This window comes from Bifidobacterium sp. M0353 (assembly GCF_016100645.1).
GTDB lineage: Bacteria > Actinomycetota > Actinomycetes > Actinomycetales > Bifidobacteriaceae > Bombiscardovia > Bombiscardovia choladohabitans.
This window is the reverse complement of the sequence record NZ_JACFSB010000001.1, coordinates 932,656-952,005: the sequence shown is the minus strand read 5'-3', so window position 1 is coordinate 952,005 and position 19,350 is coordinate 932,656. Positions and strand designations below refer to the sequence as shown.

At 58.8% G+C, this 19,350-nt stretch carries 27 protein-coding genes and 1 tRNA gene; 20 read left to right on the top strand and 8 right to left on the bottom strand.

Annotation, left to right across the window (positions count from 1 at the left end):
- Positions 1–87: 87 nt before the first annotated feature.
- From H3V04_RS03920 to H3V04_RS03890, 7 genes are all read left to right on the top strand, one after another.
- Entirely contained in the window at positions 88–819 is a 732-nt protein-coding gene (locus H3V04_RS03920; protein WP_198187273.1) for an SGNH/GDSL hydrolase family protein, read from the top strand.
- A 244-nt stretch (positions 820–1,063) separates the two neighbouring features.
- The gene (tyrS, locus tag H3V04_RS03915) at positions 1,064–2,395 is read left to right on the top strand and encodes a tyrosine--tRNA ligase (RefSeq protein WP_198187272.1); all 1,332 of its coding nucleotides are present in this window, start codon (positions 1,064–1,066) and stop codon (positions 2,393–2,395) included.
- Positions 2,396–2,418: 23 nt separating this feature from the next.
- The gene (locus H3V04_RS10150; protein WP_232342451.1) at positions 2,419–4,515 is read left to right on the top strand and encodes a helicase; all 2,097 of its coding nucleotides are present in this window, start codon (positions 2,419–2,421) and stop codon (positions 4,513–4,515) included.
- Positions 4,515–5,579 carry an HAD-IIA family hydrolase gene (locus H3V04_RS03905; RefSeq protein ID WP_198187271.1) on the top strand — a complete coding sequence of 355 codons (1,065 nt, stop codon included), beginning with the start codon at positions 4,515–4,517 and terminating at the stop codon, positions 5,577–5,579. The genes H3V04_RS10150 and H3V04_RS03905 overlap by 1 nt, the downstream gene beginning before the upstream one ends.
- A gap of 5 nt (positions 5,580–5,584) precedes the next feature.
- Positions 5,585–5,905 (top strand): hypothetical protein, encoded by a 321-nt coding sequence (locus H3V04_RS03900; protein WP_198187270.1) that lies wholly within the window; start codon positions 5,585–5,587, stop codon positions 5,903–5,905.
- 47 nt (positions 5,906–5,952) lie between these two features.
- The gene (locus H3V04_RS03895; protein WP_198187511.1) at positions 5,953–6,711 is read left to right on the top strand and encodes a TlyA family RNA methyltransferase; all 759 of its coding nucleotides are present in this window, start codon (positions 5,953–5,955) and stop codon (positions 6,709–6,711) included.
- Between the two features lie 106 nt (positions 6,712–6,817).
- A tRNA-Arg gene (locus H3V04_RS03890) sits at positions 6,818–6,894 on the top strand.
- A 168-nt stretch (positions 6,895–7,062) separates the two neighbouring features.
- On the opposite strand, the gene H3V04_RS03885 is transcribed toward H3V04_RS03890, so the two are convergent.
- Complete coding sequence (locus H3V04_RS03885) at positions 7,063–7,512, bottom strand: hypothetical protein (RefSeq protein WP_198187269.1); 450 nt, start codon at positions 7,510–7,512, stop codon at positions 7,063–7,065.
- Positions 7,513–7,864: 352 nt separating this feature from the next.
- On the opposite strand from H3V04_RS03885, the gene H3V04_RS03880 reads away from it, so the two are divergent.
- A complete protein-coding gene (locus H3V04_RS03880) occupies positions 7,865–8,830 on the top strand; it encodes a DNA cytosine methyltransferase (protein WP_198187268.1) in 966 nt (321 codons plus the stop codon).
- A complete protein-coding gene (locus tag H3V04_RS03875; RefSeq protein ID WP_198187267.1) occupies positions 8,811–9,785 on the top strand; it encodes an NgoMIV family type II restriction endonuclease in 975 nt (324 codons plus the stop codon). Before H3V04_RS03880 ends, H3V04_RS03875 begins: the two co-directional genes overlap by 20 nt.
- 126 nt (positions 9,786–9,911) lie before the next feature.
- On the opposite strand, the gene H3V04_RS03870 is transcribed toward H3V04_RS03875, so the two are convergent.
- The 6 genes from H3V04_RS03870 to H3V04_RS03845 all read right to left on the bottom strand — a co-directional run bounded on the left by H3V04_RS03870 (position 9,912) and on the right by H3V04_RS03845 (position 13,350).
- Complete coding sequence (locus H3V04_RS03870) at positions 9,912–10,112, bottom strand: hypothetical protein (protein ID WP_198187266.1); 201 nt, start codon at positions 10,110–10,112, stop codon at positions 9,912–9,914.
- A 20-nt stretch (positions 10,113–10,132) separates the two neighbouring features.
- The gene (locus tag H3V04_RS03865) at positions 10,133–10,795 is read right to left on the bottom strand and encodes a hypothetical protein (RefSeq protein WP_198187265.1); all 663 of its coding nucleotides are present in this window, start codon (positions 10,793–10,795) and stop codon (positions 10,133–10,135) included.
- 127 nt (positions 10,796–10,922) lie between these two features.
- Positions 10,923–11,519, bottom strand: a complete 597-nt coding sequence (locus tag H3V04_RS03860; RefSeq protein WP_198187264.1) for a hypothetical protein — start codon at positions 11,517–11,519, stop codon at positions 10,923–10,925.
- A 60-nt stretch (positions 11,520–11,579) separates the two neighbouring features.
- The gene (locus H3V04_RS03855; protein ID WP_232342450.1) at positions 11,580–12,047 is read right to left on the bottom strand and encodes a hypothetical protein; all 468 of its coding nucleotides are present in this window, start codon (positions 12,045–12,047) and stop codon (positions 11,580–11,582) included.
- Positions 12,037–12,426, bottom strand: a complete 390-nt coding sequence (locus H3V04_RS03850) for a helix-turn-helix domain-containing protein (protein WP_198187263.1) — start codon at positions 12,424–12,426, stop codon at positions 12,037–12,039. The genes H3V04_RS03855 and H3V04_RS03850 overlap by 11 nt, the downstream gene beginning before the upstream one ends.
- A gap of 432 nt (positions 12,427–12,858) precedes the next feature.
- On the bottom strand, positions 12,859–13,350 hold the full coding sequence (locus tag H3V04_RS03845; protein ID WP_198187262.1) for a hypothetical protein: 492 nt from the start codon (positions 13,348–13,350) through the stop codon (positions 12,859–12,861).
- Between the two features lie 87 nt (positions 13,351–13,437).
- Here H3V04_RS03845 and H3V04_RS03840 point away from each other — a divergent pair, with 87 nt between their 5' ends.
- Entirely contained in the window at positions 13,438–14,220 is a 783-nt protein-coding gene (locus H3V04_RS03840; RefSeq protein WP_198187261.1) for a phage antirepressor N-terminal domain-containing protein, read from the top strand.
- Positions 14,221–14,255: 35 nt separating this feature from the next.
- On the opposite strand, the gene H3V04_RS03835 is transcribed toward H3V04_RS03840, so the two are convergent.
- On the bottom strand, positions 14,256–14,981 hold the full coding sequence (locus tag H3V04_RS03835; protein WP_198187260.1) for a hypothetical protein: 726 nt from the start codon (positions 14,979–14,981) through the stop codon (positions 14,256–14,258).
- Between H3V04_RS03835 and H3V04_RS03830 the strand changes: the two genes are divergently transcribed.
- The 10 genes from H3V04_RS03830 to H3V04_RS03785 all read left to right on the top strand — a co-directional run bounded on the left by H3V04_RS03830 (position 14,969) and on the right by H3V04_RS03785 (position 19,122).
- Entirely contained in the window at positions 14,969–15,295 is a 327-nt protein-coding gene (locus H3V04_RS03830; RefSeq protein WP_198187259.1) for a hypothetical protein, read from the top strand. The genes H3V04_RS03835 and H3V04_RS03830 overlap by 13 nt on opposite strands.
- The gene (locus H3V04_RS03825) at positions 15,292–15,537 is read left to right on the top strand and encodes a hypothetical protein (protein WP_198187258.1); all 246 of its coding nucleotides are present in this window, start codon (positions 15,292–15,294) and stop codon (positions 15,535–15,537) included. Before H3V04_RS03830 ends, H3V04_RS03825 begins: the two co-directional genes overlap by 4 nt.
- Positions 15,538–15,563: 26 nt before the next feature.
- Positions 15,564–15,821, top strand: coding sequence for a DivIVA domain-containing protein (locus H3V04_RS10410; protein ID WP_269748858.1), 258 nt, complete (start codon positions 15,564–15,566; stop codon positions 15,819–15,821).
- Complete coding sequence (locus tag H3V04_RS03815; protein WP_198187257.1) at positions 15,818–16,012, top strand: hypothetical protein; 195 nt, start codon at positions 15,818–15,820, stop codon at positions 16,010–16,012. The genes H3V04_RS10410 and H3V04_RS03815 overlap by 4 nt, the downstream gene beginning before the upstream one ends.
- Complete coding sequence (locus H3V04_RS03810) at positions 15,999–16,505, top strand: RusA family crossover junction endodeoxyribonuclease (protein WP_198187256.1); 507 nt, start codon at positions 15,999–16,001, stop codon at positions 16,503–16,505. Before H3V04_RS03815 ends, H3V04_RS03810 begins: the two co-directional genes overlap by 14 nt.
- A complete protein-coding gene (locus H3V04_RS03805; protein ID WP_198187255.1) occupies positions 16,450–16,761 on the top strand; it encodes a hypothetical protein in 312 nt (103 codons plus the stop codon). The genes H3V04_RS03810 and H3V04_RS03805 overlap by 56 nt, the downstream gene beginning before the upstream one ends.
- A gap of 159 nt (positions 16,762–16,920) precedes the next feature.
- Positions 16,921–17,295, top strand: coding sequence for a hypothetical protein (locus H3V04_RS03800; protein WP_198187254.1), 375 nt, complete (start codon positions 16,921–16,923; stop codon positions 17,293–17,295).
- On the top strand, positions 17,292–17,468 hold the full coding sequence (locus H3V04_RS03795) for a hypothetical protein (protein WP_198187253.1): 177 nt from the start codon (positions 17,292–17,294) through the stop codon (positions 17,466–17,468). The genes H3V04_RS03800 and H3V04_RS03795 overlap by 4 nt, the downstream gene beginning before the upstream one ends.
- 257 nt (positions 17,469–17,725) lie before the next feature.
- On the top strand, positions 17,726–18,367 hold the full coding sequence (locus H3V04_RS03790; protein WP_232342448.1) for a hypothetical protein: 642 nt from the start codon (positions 17,726–17,728) through the stop codon (positions 18,365–18,367).
- The gene (locus H3V04_RS03785; RefSeq protein ID WP_198187251.1) at positions 18,364–19,122 is read left to right on the top strand and encodes a hypothetical protein; all 759 of its coding nucleotides are present in this window, start codon (positions 18,364–18,366) and stop codon (positions 19,120–19,122) included. The genes H3V04_RS03790 and H3V04_RS03785 overlap by 4 nt, the downstream gene beginning before the upstream one ends.
- Positions 19,123–19,350 lie beyond the last annotated feature (228 nt).

Genomic DNA, 19,350 nt, shown 5'->3' with positions numbered 1-19,350 from the left:
TGGTCTGCGTCGGACCGATGGCCGCGCTAGAATGCCCAACGGCAATCCCTCAAGGTGAACGGCAAACAGCGAAAGGCGGCGGCAATCATGAATCCGGTGGCACTGGTCCAGGCTTGGTGGGCCAAACAGCACATCACTCTGGCCAAGGAGCCCCCTGGTTCCCGCCAGGGGCTGTGCTCGCCTCCGGACCAAGGCCGCGACCTGGAGCCGCTGACCATGCTGGTGGTGGGCGACTCCATGGCGGTCGGCTGCGGGGTGAAGGACCAGAGCCAGGGCTTCGTTCCTGACATAGCCGCCTGCCTGGCCACCCGGCTGGGGCGTCCGGTATCCTGGTCGACCCAGGGTCGGCTGGGGGCCACCATCCGCAGGGTGCGCTACCGGTTCCTGCCCGCCCTGCAGGACCATCCCGATCTGCTGGTCCTGTGTGCAGGATCCAACGACATCATGGCCAATCGCACCGATGAGCAGTGGCGGGATGACCTGGCTGCCAGCATTGAGCTGGCCAAAAACAAGGGTCGCCAGGTGCTGGTCCTGAGCTCCGGTCAACTTTATCGGGATCCTGCCCTGGGCCGGGCACTCAGGGCCGAGGTGGAGCGTCGGATAGCCCGCCAGACTCAGACCAGTCGTCAGGTCTGTCAAGATGCCTCGGTGCCCTTCGTGGATGCCACACGCGACGATGTCGGCACCGATCGACCCGACTTCTGGGGCATCGATCACTTCCATCCGGGGGTTGAAGGTTACCGGCGCATGGCCGCCTGCGTGGTCGACCACATCCCTCAAGACCTGATCAATCAGTTGTCTGTGTCTGCGCGTTCCTGACTTAGACGCGGTGGTTTTGCTGAGAGGATTCAGCCGGCCGCCCTGTCTTGGCAAAAGCAGCCAGCGGTTAATCACCAATCCGCAGTGGTCGATTCACAGTGATTATCCGGTTTCGCCCCCTGGGGATTCCGGCTTGATGCGGCCTTGTCCGCGGTGGTCCGGGGCTCTGCCGTGTCGGTATCTGTTGCAAGAATAGTAGGGTTTAGCATACATTCATCAAGTATTCGATAGGGAGTAGCCTCTCATGTCGCAGGTCACCGATTTCAGGCAGGCGGGTTTCGACTCGCTTTTCGACGAACTCAAGTGGCGCGGTCTCATTGCCCAGTGCACGGACGAGTCCGAGCTCAGGAAGGTGCTGGCCGACCCCTCGGTGACCTATTATTGCGGATTTGACCCCACAGCTCCTTCACTGCACGTGGGCAATCTGGTCCAGTTGCTCAACATGCGCCACCTGCAGGCGGCCGGTCTGCATCCCATCGCCGTTGTGGGCGGGGCCACAGGGCTTATCGGCGACCCTCGGCAGTCGGGTGAGCGCACCCTGAATCCCAAGCAGACCGTGGCCGAATGGACCGAGCGCCTGCGTGGACAGATCGGACGCTTCCTGGACACCGAGGGGGACAACCCTGTCCGGTTCGTCAATAATTATGAGTGGACCGGGTCCATGAGCACCATCGACTTCCTGCGCGATGTGGGCAAGAACTTCCGCATGGGCACCATGCTGGCCAAGGACACGGTGGCCCGCCGTCTGAATTCCGACGAGGGCATCTCCTTTACCGAGTTCAGCTACCAGGTGCTCCAGGGCAACGACTTCCTGGAGCTCTTCGACCGCTACGGATGCAGTCTGCAGCTGGGCGGCAGCGACCAGTGGGGGAACCTGACCAGCGGCCTGGACCTGATCCGCAAGGTGCGCAATGCCTCTGTCAACGTCATGACCAGCCCGTTGATCACCGACTCCCAGGGCAAGAAGTTCGGCAAGTCCGAGGGCAACGCGGTCTGGCTGGATCCCACCATGTTCAGCCCCTACCGCTTCTACCAGTTCTGGTTCAACCAGCCTGACGACCAGGTGGTCAAGCTGCTGAAGACCTTCACCTTCCTGCCCAAGGCCGAGATCGAGCGTCTGGAGGAGCGGACCGCCCAGGATCCGGGCGCTCGCGAGGCCCAGAAGGTCCTGGCCTGGCAGGTGACCTCCTATGTACATGGCGAGCATGCCGCCCAGGGGGCCATAGATGCCTCAGGCGCCCTCTTCGGTCGTGGCAAGACCCTTGAGGAGCTGGACGAGGATGTGCTGGATTCCGCGCTGGACGGTCTCAAGGTCGAGGATGGTCAAGGCGGGCGTGCCCTGCCTGCAGCCCGCGAGGGTCAGCGCCTGGTGGAGGCCGGGGTTGCGGCCGGACTCTTCCGTTCGGTCTCCGAGGCGCGCAAGACTGTGGCATCGGGCGGTTTCTACCTGAATAACCAGCGGGTCGAGGATCCGGATCAGGTTTTGGAGAACAAGGACTTTCTGCATGGGCGCTTCGCCCTGGTTCGCAGAGGAAAGAAGGCCCTGGGCGCACTTGAGCGTCGGGCCAGCAAGTAGGAACGTAGGAATTAAGGACACTGATGGCAGAAGAACACAATCATTCCCGGGGCGATCGCGGACGGGACCGGGGCGGTTCGCGCCCAGGCGGCTTCCGGTCGGGCGGCCGTCGCTCTTCGGGCTTCCACAAGGGCGGTTCGCACTCGGGCGGGTACCGCTCCGGAGGATATCGTTCAGGAGGTCACCGTTCCGGCAACTTCCACAACCATGACGGCGAAGGCGGCGAAGAGCGTCGTTCCGAGAACAGGAATGGCCAGAGGCCCTTCCGCGGGCGAGGGCACGACCGGTTCGACCATGACAATCGCGGATACAGGCATGACCGTCAGGATGGCCACGGCGGCTTCCACAGGGATTCCGACCGGAATCGCCATGGCCGTCGGCAGGATGGAGACCGTCCACGTCGTGACTTCCATGCCAATGGGCATGGCGGATACGGGCATGGCGGGTACGGGCATCGTGATCATGACAACGACCGCGGTCGGTCGGGATATGGCGAACGTCGTTCCGGACGTGGCTACCAGCGGCATGACCGTGACCGTGATCGTGGTCAGGGCTTCCACGGTGACCGCCGTCGGGGTGACGACCGGAGGTTTGATCGTCGGCAGGATGAGCGGTCCGGCGGGGATCGTCCATGGAACAACCGCTCCCGTGATGACCGTCCACGTCAGGACCGTTCACGTGGGGACCGTCCCTATGGCAAGCGCTCCTATGGCGACCGTTCCCGTGATGACCATCGTCAAGGCGGCTATCGGGGCGACCGCTCCCATGGCAACAGGTATCAGGGCCAGCATGGTCGTGATGACCGTCGTCGTGACGACCATCGTTATGACGACCGCCGTGGGGCCTATCAGCGTGACCGTCAGAATGGCTATGACCGTGCTCGCCGCAACTCAGACGGCACCATCTCCTATCCCTCGCAGAACCCCTACACGGATCGTCGGCCTGGCGAGCCCAAGATGCCCAAGGGCCTGGAATGGTCTATGCTCTCCAAGGATGACCGTCTGCGCCTGCGCGGACTGAGCAAGGAGCACGCGGAGAACATCGGACTGCACATCCTGGCCGCCTACGCGCTGGAGGAGACCGATCCCCAGGGGGCTCTGGCTCATGCCAAATGGGCTGCCCGGCAGGCCTCACGGATCGATCTTGCCCGGGAGACGCTGGCCCTGGTGGCCTACCGTCAGGGCGACTACAAGCTGGCCTTGAAGGAGTTCCGCACTGCACACCGCATGAACGGTTACTCTGATTACCTGCCATTCATCGCCGACTGTGAGCGTGGTCTGGGCAATCCCCGCAAGGCCATTGAGGAGGCCACCTCCGAGGAGGGCAGTCAGCTGCAGGGCGAGTCCAAGGCGGAGATGTTCCTGGTCTATGCCGGAGCTTTGGGCGATCTGGGCCTCTGGGACAAGGCCATCGAGACCGTTCAGGCCCTGGTCAAGGCCCGCGGGCTCAGCGGCGACTACCGGATGCGCGCCGTGCAGGCCGAGCAGAACTTCCTCGAACAGGCTGGACGCAGCCAGGAGGCCCTGGAGCTGGAACCCCTGCTGGATCGGCTGGAAGCTGAGTACGCCGACGAGGATGAGGACGAGGGTGACCAGAAGGAAGGGCAGCCCGAGGAGATCCTGATCGACTACGACCTGGAGCACCTGGATTCGGCCATGATGGAGGATCTCTCCATTGACCCGGATGGCGGCGAGGATGACTCGGATGAGGCTGAAGCTGAGCAGGGTGCCGATGACAGTAAGGTTGAGGAATCTCCTGAATCAGTAGCTTCGAACGATTCAGCGGACTCGATTGACTCAGTTGATTTAACTGATTCGACTGAGTCAGCTGATTCGTCCCCAATGTCAGAATCCGGAATGCAGGAATCTTCGGATGCTGTGAAGCAATCCGGGGGAGAGTCTTCTCGCCTTGATGCGGGAATCTCAGGGGATGGCTCTCAAAGCGACCAGGCTGGCGACGGAACCGACACAGCGGTAACCAATGAACCGGCTGCTGACGATGGTGATGTTTCTGGCCAGGATGCAGGATCCGAAGCCGATACCTCCGATCATCAAACTGAACAGGCCAAGGATGAGAAGGTCAATGAGTCCGATACGCCTGATGAAGCTAGGACTGAATAGTGACCGTATTCCTCAAAGGAACTGACGACGCTCCGGCAAAGACCTATCATCTGGCACTGCTTGACCTGGATGGGGTGGTCTACCGGGGTGCTGACCCTGTTGAGCATGCGGCCGAGGGCATCGACCGCGCTCAGACGCTCGGCATGTGCATGGCCTACACCACCAACAATGCATCCCGGTTTCCCCATGTAGTGGCCGATCAGCTGCGCGGGTTCGGTCTGACCCTGGACGATGGCCAGGTCATCACCTCGGCCGTAGTCGCCGCACGAATGCTGCGCCGACACCTGCAGGAGGGCGCCAGGGTGCTGGTCATTGGATCCGATCATCTACGTGATCAGATCCGCCTTAACGGAATGGTGCCGGTAAACAAGGCCGCAGATAAGCCAGAGGCCGTCATTCAGGCCTGGTATCCCGAGCTGAGCTGGCAGGACCTGGCCCAGGCCGCCTTTGCCATCGAAAACGGTGCACGCTACTTCACTACCAACAAGGATCAGACCCTGCCCCGCGAAGGAGGCATGGCACCCGGCAATGGAGCTATGCTCCAACCGGTGATTCTGGCTACTGGCAAGCAGCCGGAGGACTCGGCCGGCAAGCCGGAATCGGCCATGTACGACGAGGCACGGCAGCTGTTGACCGACAGCCAGGAGAAGAGCTTGGACATCGGCCGGTGCCTGCCTGTGGGCGATCGTCTGGACACCGACATCGAGGCAGCCAACCGGGGCGGGTACGACTCAATGCTCGTCCTGACAGGCGTGGCCCGAACACCTGCCATTCTGACTGCACCTGCCAAGTTGCGGCCTACCTATCTGGCTGAAGACCTGCGCGGCCTGACTGCACCACAACCCCAGCCCAGTAAGGAGGCCGACCAGACCTGGCACTGCGGCGGCCAAACCGCAAAGGTGAATGATGATGGGCATGTCACATTGCGTGCTCTTGAGGGTGGCGGCGACCCCCTGTCCGATCTGGATGCTGTGCGGGCCTGCGCCTGTGCGCTCTGGGAGTACCAGGATCGTGGCGGAGACATGGACGCGCTGGATCTGCCCGCCTTCGTCGTAGGGGCATAGAGGCCATGACGGAAGAGGTCGACTCCGGACAGCCGGGAGCGAGTGGACCATCCCAGGAGTCCAATCACTACGGGCCACCTGAGCAGTCCGTCCAGACCGGGCAGCCTCTAGAGTCTGAGCGTTCTGGACGGTCCTCTCAGGCAGATGACGAGGATACGACTGCCTCAGTACCCGAAGAGCCCATGGATAAGCAGGCTATGGCACCTCTTTTGGAACGTTTCCCTGATTTGGCTCAATTGGACGATCTGGACGATGCCCAACAGGTTGAGCTGCTCGGCAAGGTGCTGGCCGGGCTCCAGCAGGACCTGAACCGGGAGGGCAAGTGAACGTTGAGGACACGGTCGTCAGCGCTGGGGACGGTCGTCGAAGGACTGTGGCTCACACCCGCGACCGGCTTGACCGTATCCTGTATGCACAGGGGCTGACGGATTCACGGGCCAGAGCCCAGGCGTTGATTCGGCAGGGCCGAGTTACGGTCAACGATCATCTGGCTTCAAGACCTGCTCAGAGCGTCCAGCCAGGCGATGTAATTCTCCTGGACCCGGGCGATGACTATGCCTCCCGGGGAGCGCTGAAGCTGGAGGGCGCCCTGACGACTTTTGCGGCGCAGGGGATGCCCGGTCCGCAGGACAGGCTCTGTCTCGATATCGGGGCCTCCACGGGCGGTTTCACTGACGTTCTGCTCAGACACGGGGCAAGGCGAGTTATCGCCCTTGATGTGGGCCACGGACAGTTGCTGGAACGGATTGCCGCTGATCCTAGGGTGATTGACAGGAGCGGTGTCAACATACGCGAAGTCCAGCCGGGGGATCTGCCGTATCATCCGGAATATGTGGTTTCGGATGTGTCTTTCATCTCGCTGACATATGTCATTCCCGTTCTGCCTGCTTTGCTGGCACCTGCTGCCAACTGCCTGCTGCTGGTCAAGCCCCAGTTCGAGGTCGGACGCAGCCTGCTGGGCCATCATGGCATTGTGACTGACGAGGACCGCAGGCAGGAGGCGTTGGAGCGGGTCTTGGCCTGTGCACGTGAGCATGGATTTGCTGTCCGTGCTACCATGCCATCTCCCATAACGGGAGCCCATGGCAATGTGGAATATCTGCTCTGGCTGTCTTGGTCACAGTCAGTCTGAAGGCTGTGGCTTCCCGCTTTCCACGCGACACACCAGACTGGACAGAATCCACAATTGCGGTAGTATAAATGAGTTGTCAAAAACGAGTTCCTCGTCAAGATGACATGCGCCAGTAGCCCAACGGATTAGAGCAGCTGACTACGGATCAGCAGGTTGCAGGTTCGAATCCTGTCTGGCGCACCACACGAAAGCCCTACAGCCACAAAGGTTGCGGGGCTTTTCCATTACATCCGTTCAAGCACCCAGATGACGGTTTTGTGTGACATTTGGGTGACAAAAGTCGTCGCAAAAGAAAAGCCCCGCCGAAACGGGGACTTGAAGGATGGCCGGGTGTGCGAGCTCTGGCGCGGTTCATTTACTGATGTGCGTTTTGTCTTTCTTTCGGTTCCTCGCAATGTGGTATAAGCCGACAACTCCTGCTCCGGCGAGGAACAGGAGGATGGAAAACAAGGCGAAATAGCATATTTGGCTGAATAGATCATAATCGGTTTTGAAAACTATGATGGCGATGATTCCGACTGCCGCGAAGATGCTGATGGTGTAATAGATGAAGTCTTGTGCTCTCCTGGCCCAGCGGTTTGCCATCCACATGCCAAGCACGAACGAGAAGGGCATGACGACAAGTAGGTGGACAGCACCGAAGATGGCCAGGAGGCTGAGGTTGTCGTTGGGCGACTCGATGAGGATGAATGGCCAGGCTGTGACAAGGAAGTAATAACTGAAGAGGAGGATACTGGTGACCCCGACCCTTTGCTTGGGCTTATGGTCAATGGTGGCGTGGTCGTCCTTGTCGGGTTCCATGGTTTCCACAGTAGCAACCGTAGTATGAGAGACTGCGGGTACCGGGTGAGCCCACACCATAGTCACCAATCAGCATGAGAAGGCCCCGCCTAAGCGAGGCCGAAACTGGCAGGAAGAAGGGGGTCGTTTCAGTGCAAACGAATACGAATAGAATTCCGAACGTCTGAGGTTCTGATCATGTGCAACAGGGCAACTGCACTTGATGAGCAAACAATGGTCAGCCCGGCGTGTACAGGGTACTGGCTCCGGAATGATTCCATCAGCTGCCGAGCTTATTTATATGTTCAATATTGGCTGGGGGGGGGGGGGGGATAGATCCGTGCCGGCATATCAAGATAGTATTCATAGCGTTATGGAAAAGCAATTCACCTCGTTGGAGTTATGTGCGGGCGCAGGCGGCCAGGCAAGAGGACTGGAGGATGCCGGGTTTCAGCATGTCGCCCTGGTTGAAATCGACCACTATGCATGCGAGACGTTGCGAGCCAACCGCCCGGAGTGGAACGTCATAGAAGCCGACCTTAATTCTTGGGATCCGTCCCCATTCCAAGGAAAGGTGGATTTGCTGTCAGGGGGCGTGCCTTGCCCCCCCTTCAGCGTCGCTGGCAAGCAGCTGGGCAAGAAAGACAGCAGAGAGTTGTTCGACCGTGCCATTGACATCGTTTCGGTCGTGCACCCACGCGGTGTCATGTTCGAAAATGTGCGAGGTCTTCTTGATCCTAAATTCGATGACTTCAGAAGGCACATCTCCAACAGGTTGCGAAGACAGGGATACAGCCCTAAGTGGAAGCTTCTGCAGGCTTCGGATTTTGGCGTTCCCCAGCTTAGGCCCCGACTGGTTTGTGTGGCGCTACGGACCGTGGATATCAAATATTTCAGTTGGCCGACGCCCTCTAAAGCAAAGAGTGCGACTGTCGGAGAGGCACTGAAGGACCTTATGGCAGTTAATGGGTGGAGTGGCGCGGAGCGCTGGGCCCTGAAAGCTGACGACATCGCTCCGACGCTCGTCGGCGGCTCAAAGAAACATGGTGGAGCTGATCTCGGTCCAACACGCTCTAAGAATGCATGGAAACAGCTGGGAGTGGATGGGGGTGGGATAGCGGATTCCGCCCCTGAAAGTGGCCAGCCCGTTGATTTGGAGCCGAAATTAACCGTGCGCATGGCTGCGCGTTTGCAGGGTTTCGGGGATACATGGCAATTCCAAGGCGGTAAGACTGCCGCATACCGGCAGGTCGGGAATGCGTTTCCCCCTCCTGTCGCTAAAGAGGTGGGATGCCGGATAATCGAAGCTTGGAGGGAAAATGACAACGCAAGAGAATAGCTCAGCTGACAAACTCAGAGAATCACTTGCCTTGCGGCAGGCACCGCGTGAGGATGCAGCGCTTATAACGGCTGCGCGTAAAGATTTCCACGCGATACTGCTAGAGGAGCATATTCTTGGAAAATGCAACAAACAGGTCAAGGGGAGAACCGTCTGCTGCGGGACGAACGCGGATGCCAATAATGCTTTATCCGTCAACTTATCGATGGGCATCCTGAATAGACTTTCCGATCAGACGAATATCAATGAACCTGAGGTCGGGCAGACCAGCGGTGTGTTATTTGAAATTGCGGTGGCATATTTTGTGCGGTCCACGTTCCTCAGATTGTCTACCATTAGACCAGGGAAATGGGTTGTAAAGCAGCTTGGGAATCACTCGGATGTGTGTTCCAGCGATTTCGCTCAGTATGAGCATTTGCGAAGGCTTGATGCGCTTGCTGAAAAGTACGGCGAAATCAAGACCGCTCTTGGAAACGATTACATCGTGTCGCCGGACATAGTCGTTTATCGCGACTTGTATACAGATGATGAGTTGAACGCGCAGGATAAGATCGTGGACTGTCAAAGTGCGAAGCAGGCGGATTTACGTCTATTGGATCCGGAAGGTCTTGAACGCAAGCCGCTTCTTCATGCATCCATTAGCGCTAAATGGACTATGCGTTCGGACCGCGCACAGAACAGCAGGACCGAGGCGCTCAATCTCATCCGCAATAGAAAAGGCAGAGCGCCCCACATCGTCGTCGTAACGGCCGAGCCCTCCCCGTCACGACTTGCCTCTCTTGCTCTAGGGACCGGGGACATCGATTGCGTTTACCATATAGCACTCTATGAGCTGCAGGATGCCATGCAGGAAATAGCCAAGACAAACCCGGATCCAGCAGAGCAGCTTGAGAGCCTGGTAAAGGGCAAACGCTTAAAAGACATTTCTGATCTCCCTCTGGACCTGTCCGTCTGAATTCGGAGATTCAGGAGCTGATTATGCAAGTGTTACCAGCCGGATCGAAAATTCTAGACAATCGTCTAAAAAATCTCATGGCTGACTATGAGTTAGAAAGAAACAAAAAATAGCTTGCACGGGATTTTATTTGAACAGATCCCAGAGGCTGAACGTGGTTTTCCTGTAAATCTTGTTGTAGGCTGCTTTCTTCGGGTTCTTCACCCAGCCCATGCCTTTCCTGCCGTAGCCCGGGATGATGGCTTTCTTGGCCTGCCTTTTCCATTTGCCTGTCGTCCTGGCGCTGATGGACCGCTTGACGCTTGGTTTGCGCATGCCGAATTTCATGGTGTTTTTTTCTCTCTCTCCTAGTTCATCCAGCGGAGCCGACCATCACGGGCGGTTCTGCATGTGAGGATGTTGCTATCGCGATCTGAACGACCCGTGGCTCCGGCTGGGGTGCAGAAAGCCCCTCTGTGAACCGTGGGGCCGTCTCCGGAGCGCGGCTCAGGCGCGACAGGTGCCATGGCGGGTTGTTGTTTAGTCGCCTGCCGTTGCGCCTGCTGTTGCGCCTGCTGTTGCGCCTGCTGGGCGGCTTGCTGCTGGGCCTGTTGTTGTGCCTGCTGTTCTGCTTGTTCCTGGTCTGCCTTGTGCTTGGCGGCTTTCTCTTCTGCTGCTTTCTTGTCTTCCTGCTCCTTATCCCACTGATCGGCTTTCTCGGTTGCTGTTTTCAGGTCCTTTTCGGTCCGGTCGAGCTCCTTACGGGTACTCTTGAGGTCGTCTGCTGTTTCGGAGTATTTCGCGGCCAGATCCTTGTACTCCTGTGATTCCTTCGGACCATGATCACCGCATGAAGCCATGCCGATGCCTAGAAGAAACGCGATGATTGCGACCAGCCAGGGGAATTTTCTCCCGGACTGCCCCGAATGCCTGGGCTTGTTGCCGTTGTCCGCAGGAGGAGGCATTGGTGGTTCCTCCTGCTCCGGGGTGTCGGTTTGGATGCTTGGCATCACCTGGGTTTCCTCATCCATGGGGAATGGAGTCCTTTCTCCTCACCTTGTCGGCAGCAAAAGGCAATCACCGCTGAACACGACTTTAACTATCCGATAACATGCTAAAACATAGCCCCACCTAAGCGGGGCCTGGACCTGTCATGTCCTATTGGAGTGGGTATTCCCACCCATCTCCTTCCACAGGAGAGAATACAAGACTGCCATCAGTCTGCGGGAGATCGAGAATGATCTTTCCTTGGGCTTTCGAACCGGGCCCGATGTCGGAAGGGAGCATCTCCGTTGAAGGTATACAAGAGACGGTAGATTCATTCAATAAATCCCCGTTCCACAAGCTTCCATCCTTACCGATGTATTTCCATAAGCTTCCCGAGCCTATATGGAATGGGTCGTACATACTCCCATGCAGTTTTGGAGTGGTGTTGACCTGGACATCAAGCGCCACCAGGTGTCCATTCTTCACTGGCGCTTGATAGGACTCTGTGCATTGCGGGCTGAGATTGATCGCCGTCACAGTCCAGTTGGCGAGTTCTTTGCCGTCATCTCCAGAAACAGACGCTTTGTCTCCAATGTGCTTGACAAGATTGCCCCGGGAGTTTGTCTTAGGTTCCTGCTCAGTCTGTTGAGACTCAGGATCATTCGTGTTCACCGTGGAGTCTGGGTTGCTTTGCCCCCCGCATCCTGCAAGAGCGAGGGACATAACCATGGCCGCAACGGCAGCCAATACGGAAATACCCTTCTTCATTCTCTTCTCCTTCTGGTCTTCCGTGACTTTTGCAGCCTATCAGGAGGACATGCCAGCCGGTTATGCGATTGTCGGCTCTGGGAACCTGATTGAAACGGTTGCGTTTGAATCGAGTAGCCGCCGGTAGTCCTGTATGACCTGAAGGGTGACGTCGAGTTCGCAGGCGATCTGGTATGCGTCCCCCTCGTACACGGCTTCGGCTGTCCGGTATTCGAGCGGGTCGATCAGCTTCAGCGCGGTCTCCCTCCTGGTGCGGTGTTCGACGCGGGAGCCGTAGACGCCTGTCCGGGTGTTGTCGGCGTGCTGCCAGTGAATGAGCTCGTGGACGAGCGTGCACCGTTTCTGGCAGTAGAGAAGGCGGCGGTCGATGAGGATGGTGCGGGTGGCTTCGTCGTAGAAGCCGGTCTTCCCGTGGGGGAGGTGTGCGCTGCCGATGGTGATGTCGAGGCTGTCGGCGTATCTGCGCATCTGCCCGTACGTCATCCTTGACGTCAGCCCTTCGAGAGGCCGTGGAGCCTTATCTGCCATCGCCGCCTTCTTCCTCCCGTTCCTTGTTCGGGTCGGTCGACGCGGCCAGCGTCTGGTCGTCGGTCTTGATCTTGTCCAGCACGTACTGGATCTTCTCATCATCTGGAAGCTGCGACGGGTCGACCTCATTGTTAAGGTTCCCCTGTGCTTTATTGAAAGCAGCTGCAGTTATATCCGCTGCACTGACATCGAGGGCTTTGCAAAGGTCTCCAAATACGTCTATCGGTATTTGGCGCTGGCCTCGAAGGTATCGCAGCACAGTTACTGCACTCACACCAACAGCGTCTGCCAGTTCTTCATTGGTCTTTCCAGTGCGAGCTTTCTGTGCGCGGAGTTCCTCTGCTATCGCTTTGGCGAATTGGTTTCCATATTCGGTCATAGTCTCACAATAGCACTAGATGGAGAGGTTATTAGCCATATAGATAAATAGTTAACTTGACAGTCTATCCGTATGGTGATTAGATTAGCCATATGGTTAATCAAGAAAACGTTACTAAGGCAACTGCCTCAAAGATTTGTGCTGCTTTAAAAGCAGAAGGTCGTTCAGTCAAATGGTTATCGGATCAATCAGGAACTCCATACGTGACCCTCCGAAGACAACTTAATGGAAAGTCCTCAATTTCTATTGGGCAGGTAGCTATGTATGCGGATTGCCTCCGAAGAGATCCTGTATCTATGCTTCCAGATTCATTTTGTATGCCCAACAGCGGGCTGGCGGCGTAAGGAGGCGTTGATATGAACGCGCTGGATTTGGTGACTTTGATCGCTTGCATGGTGACCTTGGTATTTTCCGCTGGGACCGTTGTGGTTCTTATCTCGTCTTATTTTCGGGAGGCAAGGGCTCGGAGAAAGTCTTCTGCTCGCCGCCGGGAGAATAGGAATAAGTGATGGAGGCTCGACGGTTGCGGCTCTGCATGAAGGCAATTGCTACGAAAGTGAAACTCTCGCCATCCTTCACTTCTTTCAGTGGGGTTTCTTTGTCCACGATTTGTACTTCGCCTTCATCTGTGATGTCAACATCGTACAAAGGGACATTGAGCATGTTCCTTGCGCGGAAGCCACTGTTTACTTCATTGGTGATTTCCCAAGGTTGTGCGCCTTCTCGGATTTCGTCACGCTTATCGAGATTTTCGAGGATCTTGTTTCGTTCGGTTTCAATGTCATTCAACGTTTTGGCTGCTTTGTCGGCTTCGTCTTCTGCCTGCTTGGCTTTCTTGTTGGACAGTCGTGCAAAGACGAAGGAGAGCACTGCCATAAGTGCGCTGAGTACAGCAGCACCGGCCGATAACCAGTTGGTAACCATTTGTTCTCCCTCGAACTGTTGTTTGCGAAATACAAGTATGTTCCCGGCTGCAACCGGGCTGGTCAATCCGACTGAGAAGGAGTTGAAATGACAGTATCCAGTATAGTATCGGTCCCGTTCCGGGGTCAGGTCATCGAGGCGCAGAAGGACGGGGAGACCGTGAAGGTCGCGTTGAAACCCATCTGCGAGAACCTGGGTATCGGCTATGAGTCACAGTACAACCGTCTGCTGCGTCAACCTTGGGCAACTATATCCATGATGAATATGGTTGCCGCCGATGGTCGGCAGCGTGACATGGTGGCGGTTGATCGTCGTACGTTCACGATGTGGCTGGCGACCATCGACACGAGAAGGGTTCGGAGCCAGGCGGCGCGTGACCTGATCATTGCCTACCAGCAGGAAGCTGCTGACGCTCTGGACCGGTACTTCAACACGGGCGTGGCGGTGAACGAGCACCTGCTGAAGGCACAGCATTTGCGACGCATGGAGCAGGTGGAGCTCTTGCAGGCCGCTGAAGGTCTTGTGCATCCTGATTTCCTGGAGGCGAAGACACGGATCGTGCTGGCCCGCGAAATGGGTGAGACCCCGGAGCTCGACCCAGCATCACGGCCCTTGTATGTGCAGGACTACCTGAAGGAGAAGCAGCTCGGCAGCCGAGAGCTGCAGCGTCGCGGCGGCATGTTCGGCAAGAAACTCAAGCAGGCCTACATTGCCACGCATGGGTGTGAGCCGAAACGTGCGGACATCACGACCGGGTCGGGCCAGATCCGCAAAGTCTACGCGTACACGGAAGCCGACCGGCCCTTGTTCGACCAGGTATGGGACAAGGCGCAGGCCAAGGCCCTCACAGTCACCGGATTGGCGGCGTGAGATGGATTGGGTGAATCTACTCCAGGATGGGGCGATCATCCTTTTGTCTGTTGCGGTTTGTCTTGACGCTTGGTTGGTTGCACGTCTTTATTGTGCTGTGGCTGTTCAGCGTACAGAGATTGAGCATTGCGCCGAGTTGGTGGCCAGGCTTCAACAGCAGATGGGAAGTTCTGGAAATGTTGGACCTCGTTTTGATTAGCCGCTGTTTTCCATGTGAATTCAAGGTTGACTCTGCTGTAATCGACGGTTCCGGACCATTCGTCCTCGGTGTCATCGGGGATATGCCCGAATTGGCAGCTCACGGGAACGCGAATTTCAAAGTAATCCCCGTTCTTCATTCTCGCGATGGATATTTCACGTGGTTCATGGGGTATCGGGAGCCTGTCCTGAGTGGCTTTCACGTGTATGTCGTAGGCGTCGCCAACCCCGTAATTGGTGAAGCGGATGGTTGCCATTGCCTTGATGACGATATCTGGGTGGTTCTCTGGGAAAAGCACGCCTTTCCTTGGTGTTGGGTGGTCGACCTTTACGGATCTGAGTTCAGCTTTGATGTTGGGTTTAGGTACTTGTCTGGACCTCTGGATGTTGGCGTAGCTGGTGACTATTGCCGTTGTCACGGTTGCTGCCATCCCGATGATGCTCACAACAAGGCTGATTACAGCAATCATTCCGTCTCCATTGATTTCGTTTTTAAGAAGAAAAGTGCCGCAGTTGCCGCTGCGGCGTGACAAAGAAAAGAGGTATCTCAATGTCCCTATCAACTATACCTTGTGCTCCTACGCGGAGGGGGGACCGTCACACGTCGTTTGAGGCGGCGGAGAAGGTGGATGTGAACCGGATGCAGGAGGAGAAGATCAGGGCTCTTGCTGGGTTGTCGCATCCTGTGGAGGAGTGGTGGCTTCAGGAGCTTGTCGGGAAGCGGCTTGGCTGCCGTCTTGGTGACAGCACAATCCGCACGAGCCTGTCCGAGCTGGTGCGGAAGGGCCTGGTCGAGCTTGTGGACCGTAAGGGCCGTAGCCGTACCGGTCACAAGTGCTCCCGTTACCGCCTCGCTGAAGTGGGGGTGGCGGCGTGAAGCAGGACGACGCTTTGAAGGAGGAGTTCGTCGCCTCGTCCATCAGGAAGGGGCATCTCTTCTACAACCCGGACGAGATCAAGGAGATGCTGGGTGGTATCCCTAAGGGCCAATTCGACAAGGTTTCAAGGCCGTTTGGCCGCTTTATCGGTAACGGCAAGTTTTACACGCCTGATGAGGTGTGGGATATGCGTGAGGCGTTGCGTGACCAGGTGAAGGTGGTGCCTGATGACTCCCGATGATTTGGCTTTGTTGGAGTTTGAGCATCTTGATCCGGCTACTCGTGCTCGTCTGGGTCTTGGGGGCGGGACTCATGACCCTGCTGACTCCTGAAGACATCCGGCGCAGGCCGTTGACGGTGACCCGATGGCGTGAAGGTTATGACGCCGACGAGGTGGATGACCTCCTCAATGAATGCGCCGACACCATCCAGACCCTGGGCCGTGAACTCATCAGACTCGGGAACAACCCCCGATCATCCACGGAAACCGCCGACAAGACACGGAAGGAGATGGGACGCTCATGAGAAACGTGATGCCCATGCTGCTTGCCGGCTTGTGCGCAGTCACCGCCTTCCTCGGGTCATGCTGGGCTGTCGCCGCCGCCATGGACGGCGTGCTCGCCATCATCCCCACCCTGTCCGCGTTCGCCGGACTGGCAAGCTACGCAGCCTGCATGGAGGCTCTGGAGAAGGAGGACCAGGATGAATGTCTTTGAGCTGACCATCCCGGGGACGCCGGTCCCGAAAGGCCGTCCGCGCGTCTACCGGAACGGCGGCATGCACGGCGTCAACCCCGCGCGCACCCTCCAGGCGGAACAGGCGATCCGGGAAGCCTGGCAGGACGAGCATCCCGGCATGCTGCCCATGGAAGGCCCGGTCGGGATCCGTTTGGAGTTCTGGATGCCGGACCGGCACATCCGCGACTACGACAACCTCGCCAAGCTCGTCACCGACGCGCTCAACAGGGTCGCCTACCTCGACGACGGGCAGATCAACCAGGCGGTCATCATCAAACACCTGCCCGACCGCACCGTCCGGGGAGCACGAGGCATGAGACGGCGCCACACCGGCGACCCGCTCGCCTGCGACGGACAGCAGTACGAGCCTCACACATACATACGGATCAACAACACACAAGGAAAGAAGGAACAAAATGACCACGACCATCATCGACAAGCCCGTCCAGGACGCGCTCTGGCCCGACGGTGAACGCATGCCTGTCATCCTGGCCGGCTTGCTCGGCAAGGCCAACAGGATAGCCGACGCGGGGGCAGACTTCCTCGCCGCCGCCGACAAGCTCCTCGCCAAGGACGACGGCCCCATGGGCAGGGAGGCGAAAGCCCTCTACGACGCGGAGGAGCAAGCACGTCAGGCCATCACGGTTGGGGCGCGATGCGCCTGGCTCCTCCAACACCCCAGCAGCCAGCAGGGACCATCCGCCACGGAAATGCACGCGGTTGACTGACCGGCGCCCATACCAGGCACGCTGCCGCAACTGCGGCCCGCTCGGCCCGGCAGGCAGCCTCGACCAGGTCCTGGACGCCTGCCGCCAGCACCGGCAGCAGCATCCCGGCCACCAGGTCGGCAGATACAGGATCAGCATCAGAAGGGAAACACAACAACCATGAACCAGACAAACGCCAGTACGACAACCACTAGCGACCAGGCGGGCAGGCAGCGCCTGCTGGAGGCGCAGGCGTTGAAGATCAGCGACCTGCAGGCCAGGATCAAAACCATGCAGGAGCAGGTCGACGGGTTGAAGACCAGCATCCTCGACCAGTGGCCCGAAGGCTCCTACCAGGCCGGCAGGCTGAGAGTCACCGTGAAAGCAGGAGCCAAAACCATCAACCCCGCCCGCTTCCAGGAACGGTTCCCGCCTGAAAAGCATCCCGACCTGTACAAGCTCGCCCCCGACAGCAGACAGGCCCGCAGACGGCTCGGCGAGGACGCGCTCATCGGGGTCATGACCAGCAGGAAACCCACGGTGACCATCTCATGAACAGGAAACAGCTCACGCCCGTCATCCGGCGGGCGGTCGGCCGCGCGCTCCACGACTACGACCAGGCCGCCGCCCTGAGCGAAGACCTGTACATCATCAAAGCCGACGACCACGACGCGTTCTGCCAGCACGTCGCCGACGAGATCGCCGAACAGGCAGGGGGAGAGCTTTGAGCGGGAACCCGGTGCTCGCCGTCGCCCAAGCCCGGCGAGCGCAGCAGGAGACCGACAGTGGGACGGGGGGAGGGCCGCGGATATGGCCGGAGATCCTCGCCCTGATCGAAACCGGCCTGCGCAATCAGCCGAGAGGACTGCAGAAGGAGATCGGCCCGTCCGAACTCGGCACCGACTCCCTGCACACGCTGGCCGCCAAACTCGCGGGATGGCCGCAACAACACGGGCCCTCCTGGCTGCCGTTCGTCGGCACCGCCGTGCACAGCCGGTTCGAACACTACTTCCCCACCCTCAACAAGGAAGGTGAGGAGCCGAGGTTCGAAACGGAGCGACGGGTCACCGTGGGCCGGCTGAACGGGCTGGCCGGCGGCTACGACGTGACCGGCAGCATCGACCTGTACGACCACAGGAACGCGGCGACCATCGACTGGAAGATCGTCGGCCCGACCACCCTCCGCCAGGTGAAAGCCCACGGGGTCAGCCAACAATACCGGGTGCAGGCCAGCCTGTACGGGACGGGACTGCACAGGGAGCACCTGCCCATCCGGACCAGCTGCATCTACTTCCTCCCCAGGAACGCGGCCAGCCTCAACGACGCCATCGCCTGGGAGACGGACTGGGACCCCCGGCCAGGCCGGTGGGCATTGGCCCGCGCGCAGCTGCTCGTCAACATCATGGACCTGATCGAGGAAAGCGACGGAACCCGCGTCAGGGACGCGTGGATCCACCAGCTACCCGAATCCCCAACCCACGATTTCAACGACGGCGCCTGGCCCGACGACGACCCCCTCGGCCTGGCCACGGGGGAGCAACCCTCTGTCCCAGGCAAGTGGACCAGGCTCATCCCCCTCATCGAACCCACCTATAAGCAGACAACAACACAGAAAGAAGACGAATGATGTTCGCCAACACCAATCAGAACATGTACGCCACCAGCCAGCCCGGACAGGCGCCAGCCGCAACGGCGCCGGCGGGGTTGGGCAGCCTCGACGACCTCATGGCCGGCAACAGCGCCCCCGCGTTCTTCACCAAGGACAGCAAGCAGGGCGACACGGTCAGCGGGATAGTGGAGAAGATAGAAGTCACGCAGATGCGCGACTTCCAGACCCAGCAGCCCGCCTACTGGAACGACGGAAAACCCAAGGAGCAGATCCACATCATCATCCAGACCAGCCTGCGCGACCCGGCCGTGGATGATGATGACGGGCGGCGCAGCCTCTGGGTGAAAGGCTGGGGCCTTCAGCTGAAGGCGCTGCGTGAAGCCTGCCGCCAGGCCGGCGTGAAATCCCCCCGCGTGGGCGACACGGTGGCGGAACGGTTCACCGGCTACCGACAGGAAGGCAACGCGCCACAGCCCAGCAAGGTATACGATTTCAGGGTCACTGCGAAGGACCAGGCATCCGACCTGATCAGTGGCGCCGCCGCCAGCCCGGCCGCCATGCCCGCTCCCGCCGTCCGGCAGACGCCCCAGGCGCAGCCCGTGCAGGCGGTGCCCCCAGCCGCGCCGACGCCTCAGCAGGTGCAGCAGGTCCGGCAGCTGGCCGCAGCAGGCAACAGCATGCAAAGGGTCGGGGAGCTGACCGGACTCGCTTACCAGCAGGTCGTCGAAATCCTCCAACCCCGACAAGGCGGGGACGAACAACCGGAATTCTGAATCACGGGTATTGCAATCCTCACGGGTCCTCACACCCCCCGTGAGGGCTGTAACCGTTGCAATATCAACGAAAATCGTTGATTCTCACACCTCACGGGGTTCCCTACCCACACACCACTACTCACCCCTATATAACCTCCTCTCTCACAGATTAGGGGTGATGGAGTGAGGAAGTGAGTAGGAAGTCAATGATTCCAACGGGTCAGAACCATCACACCCCCCTGTGAT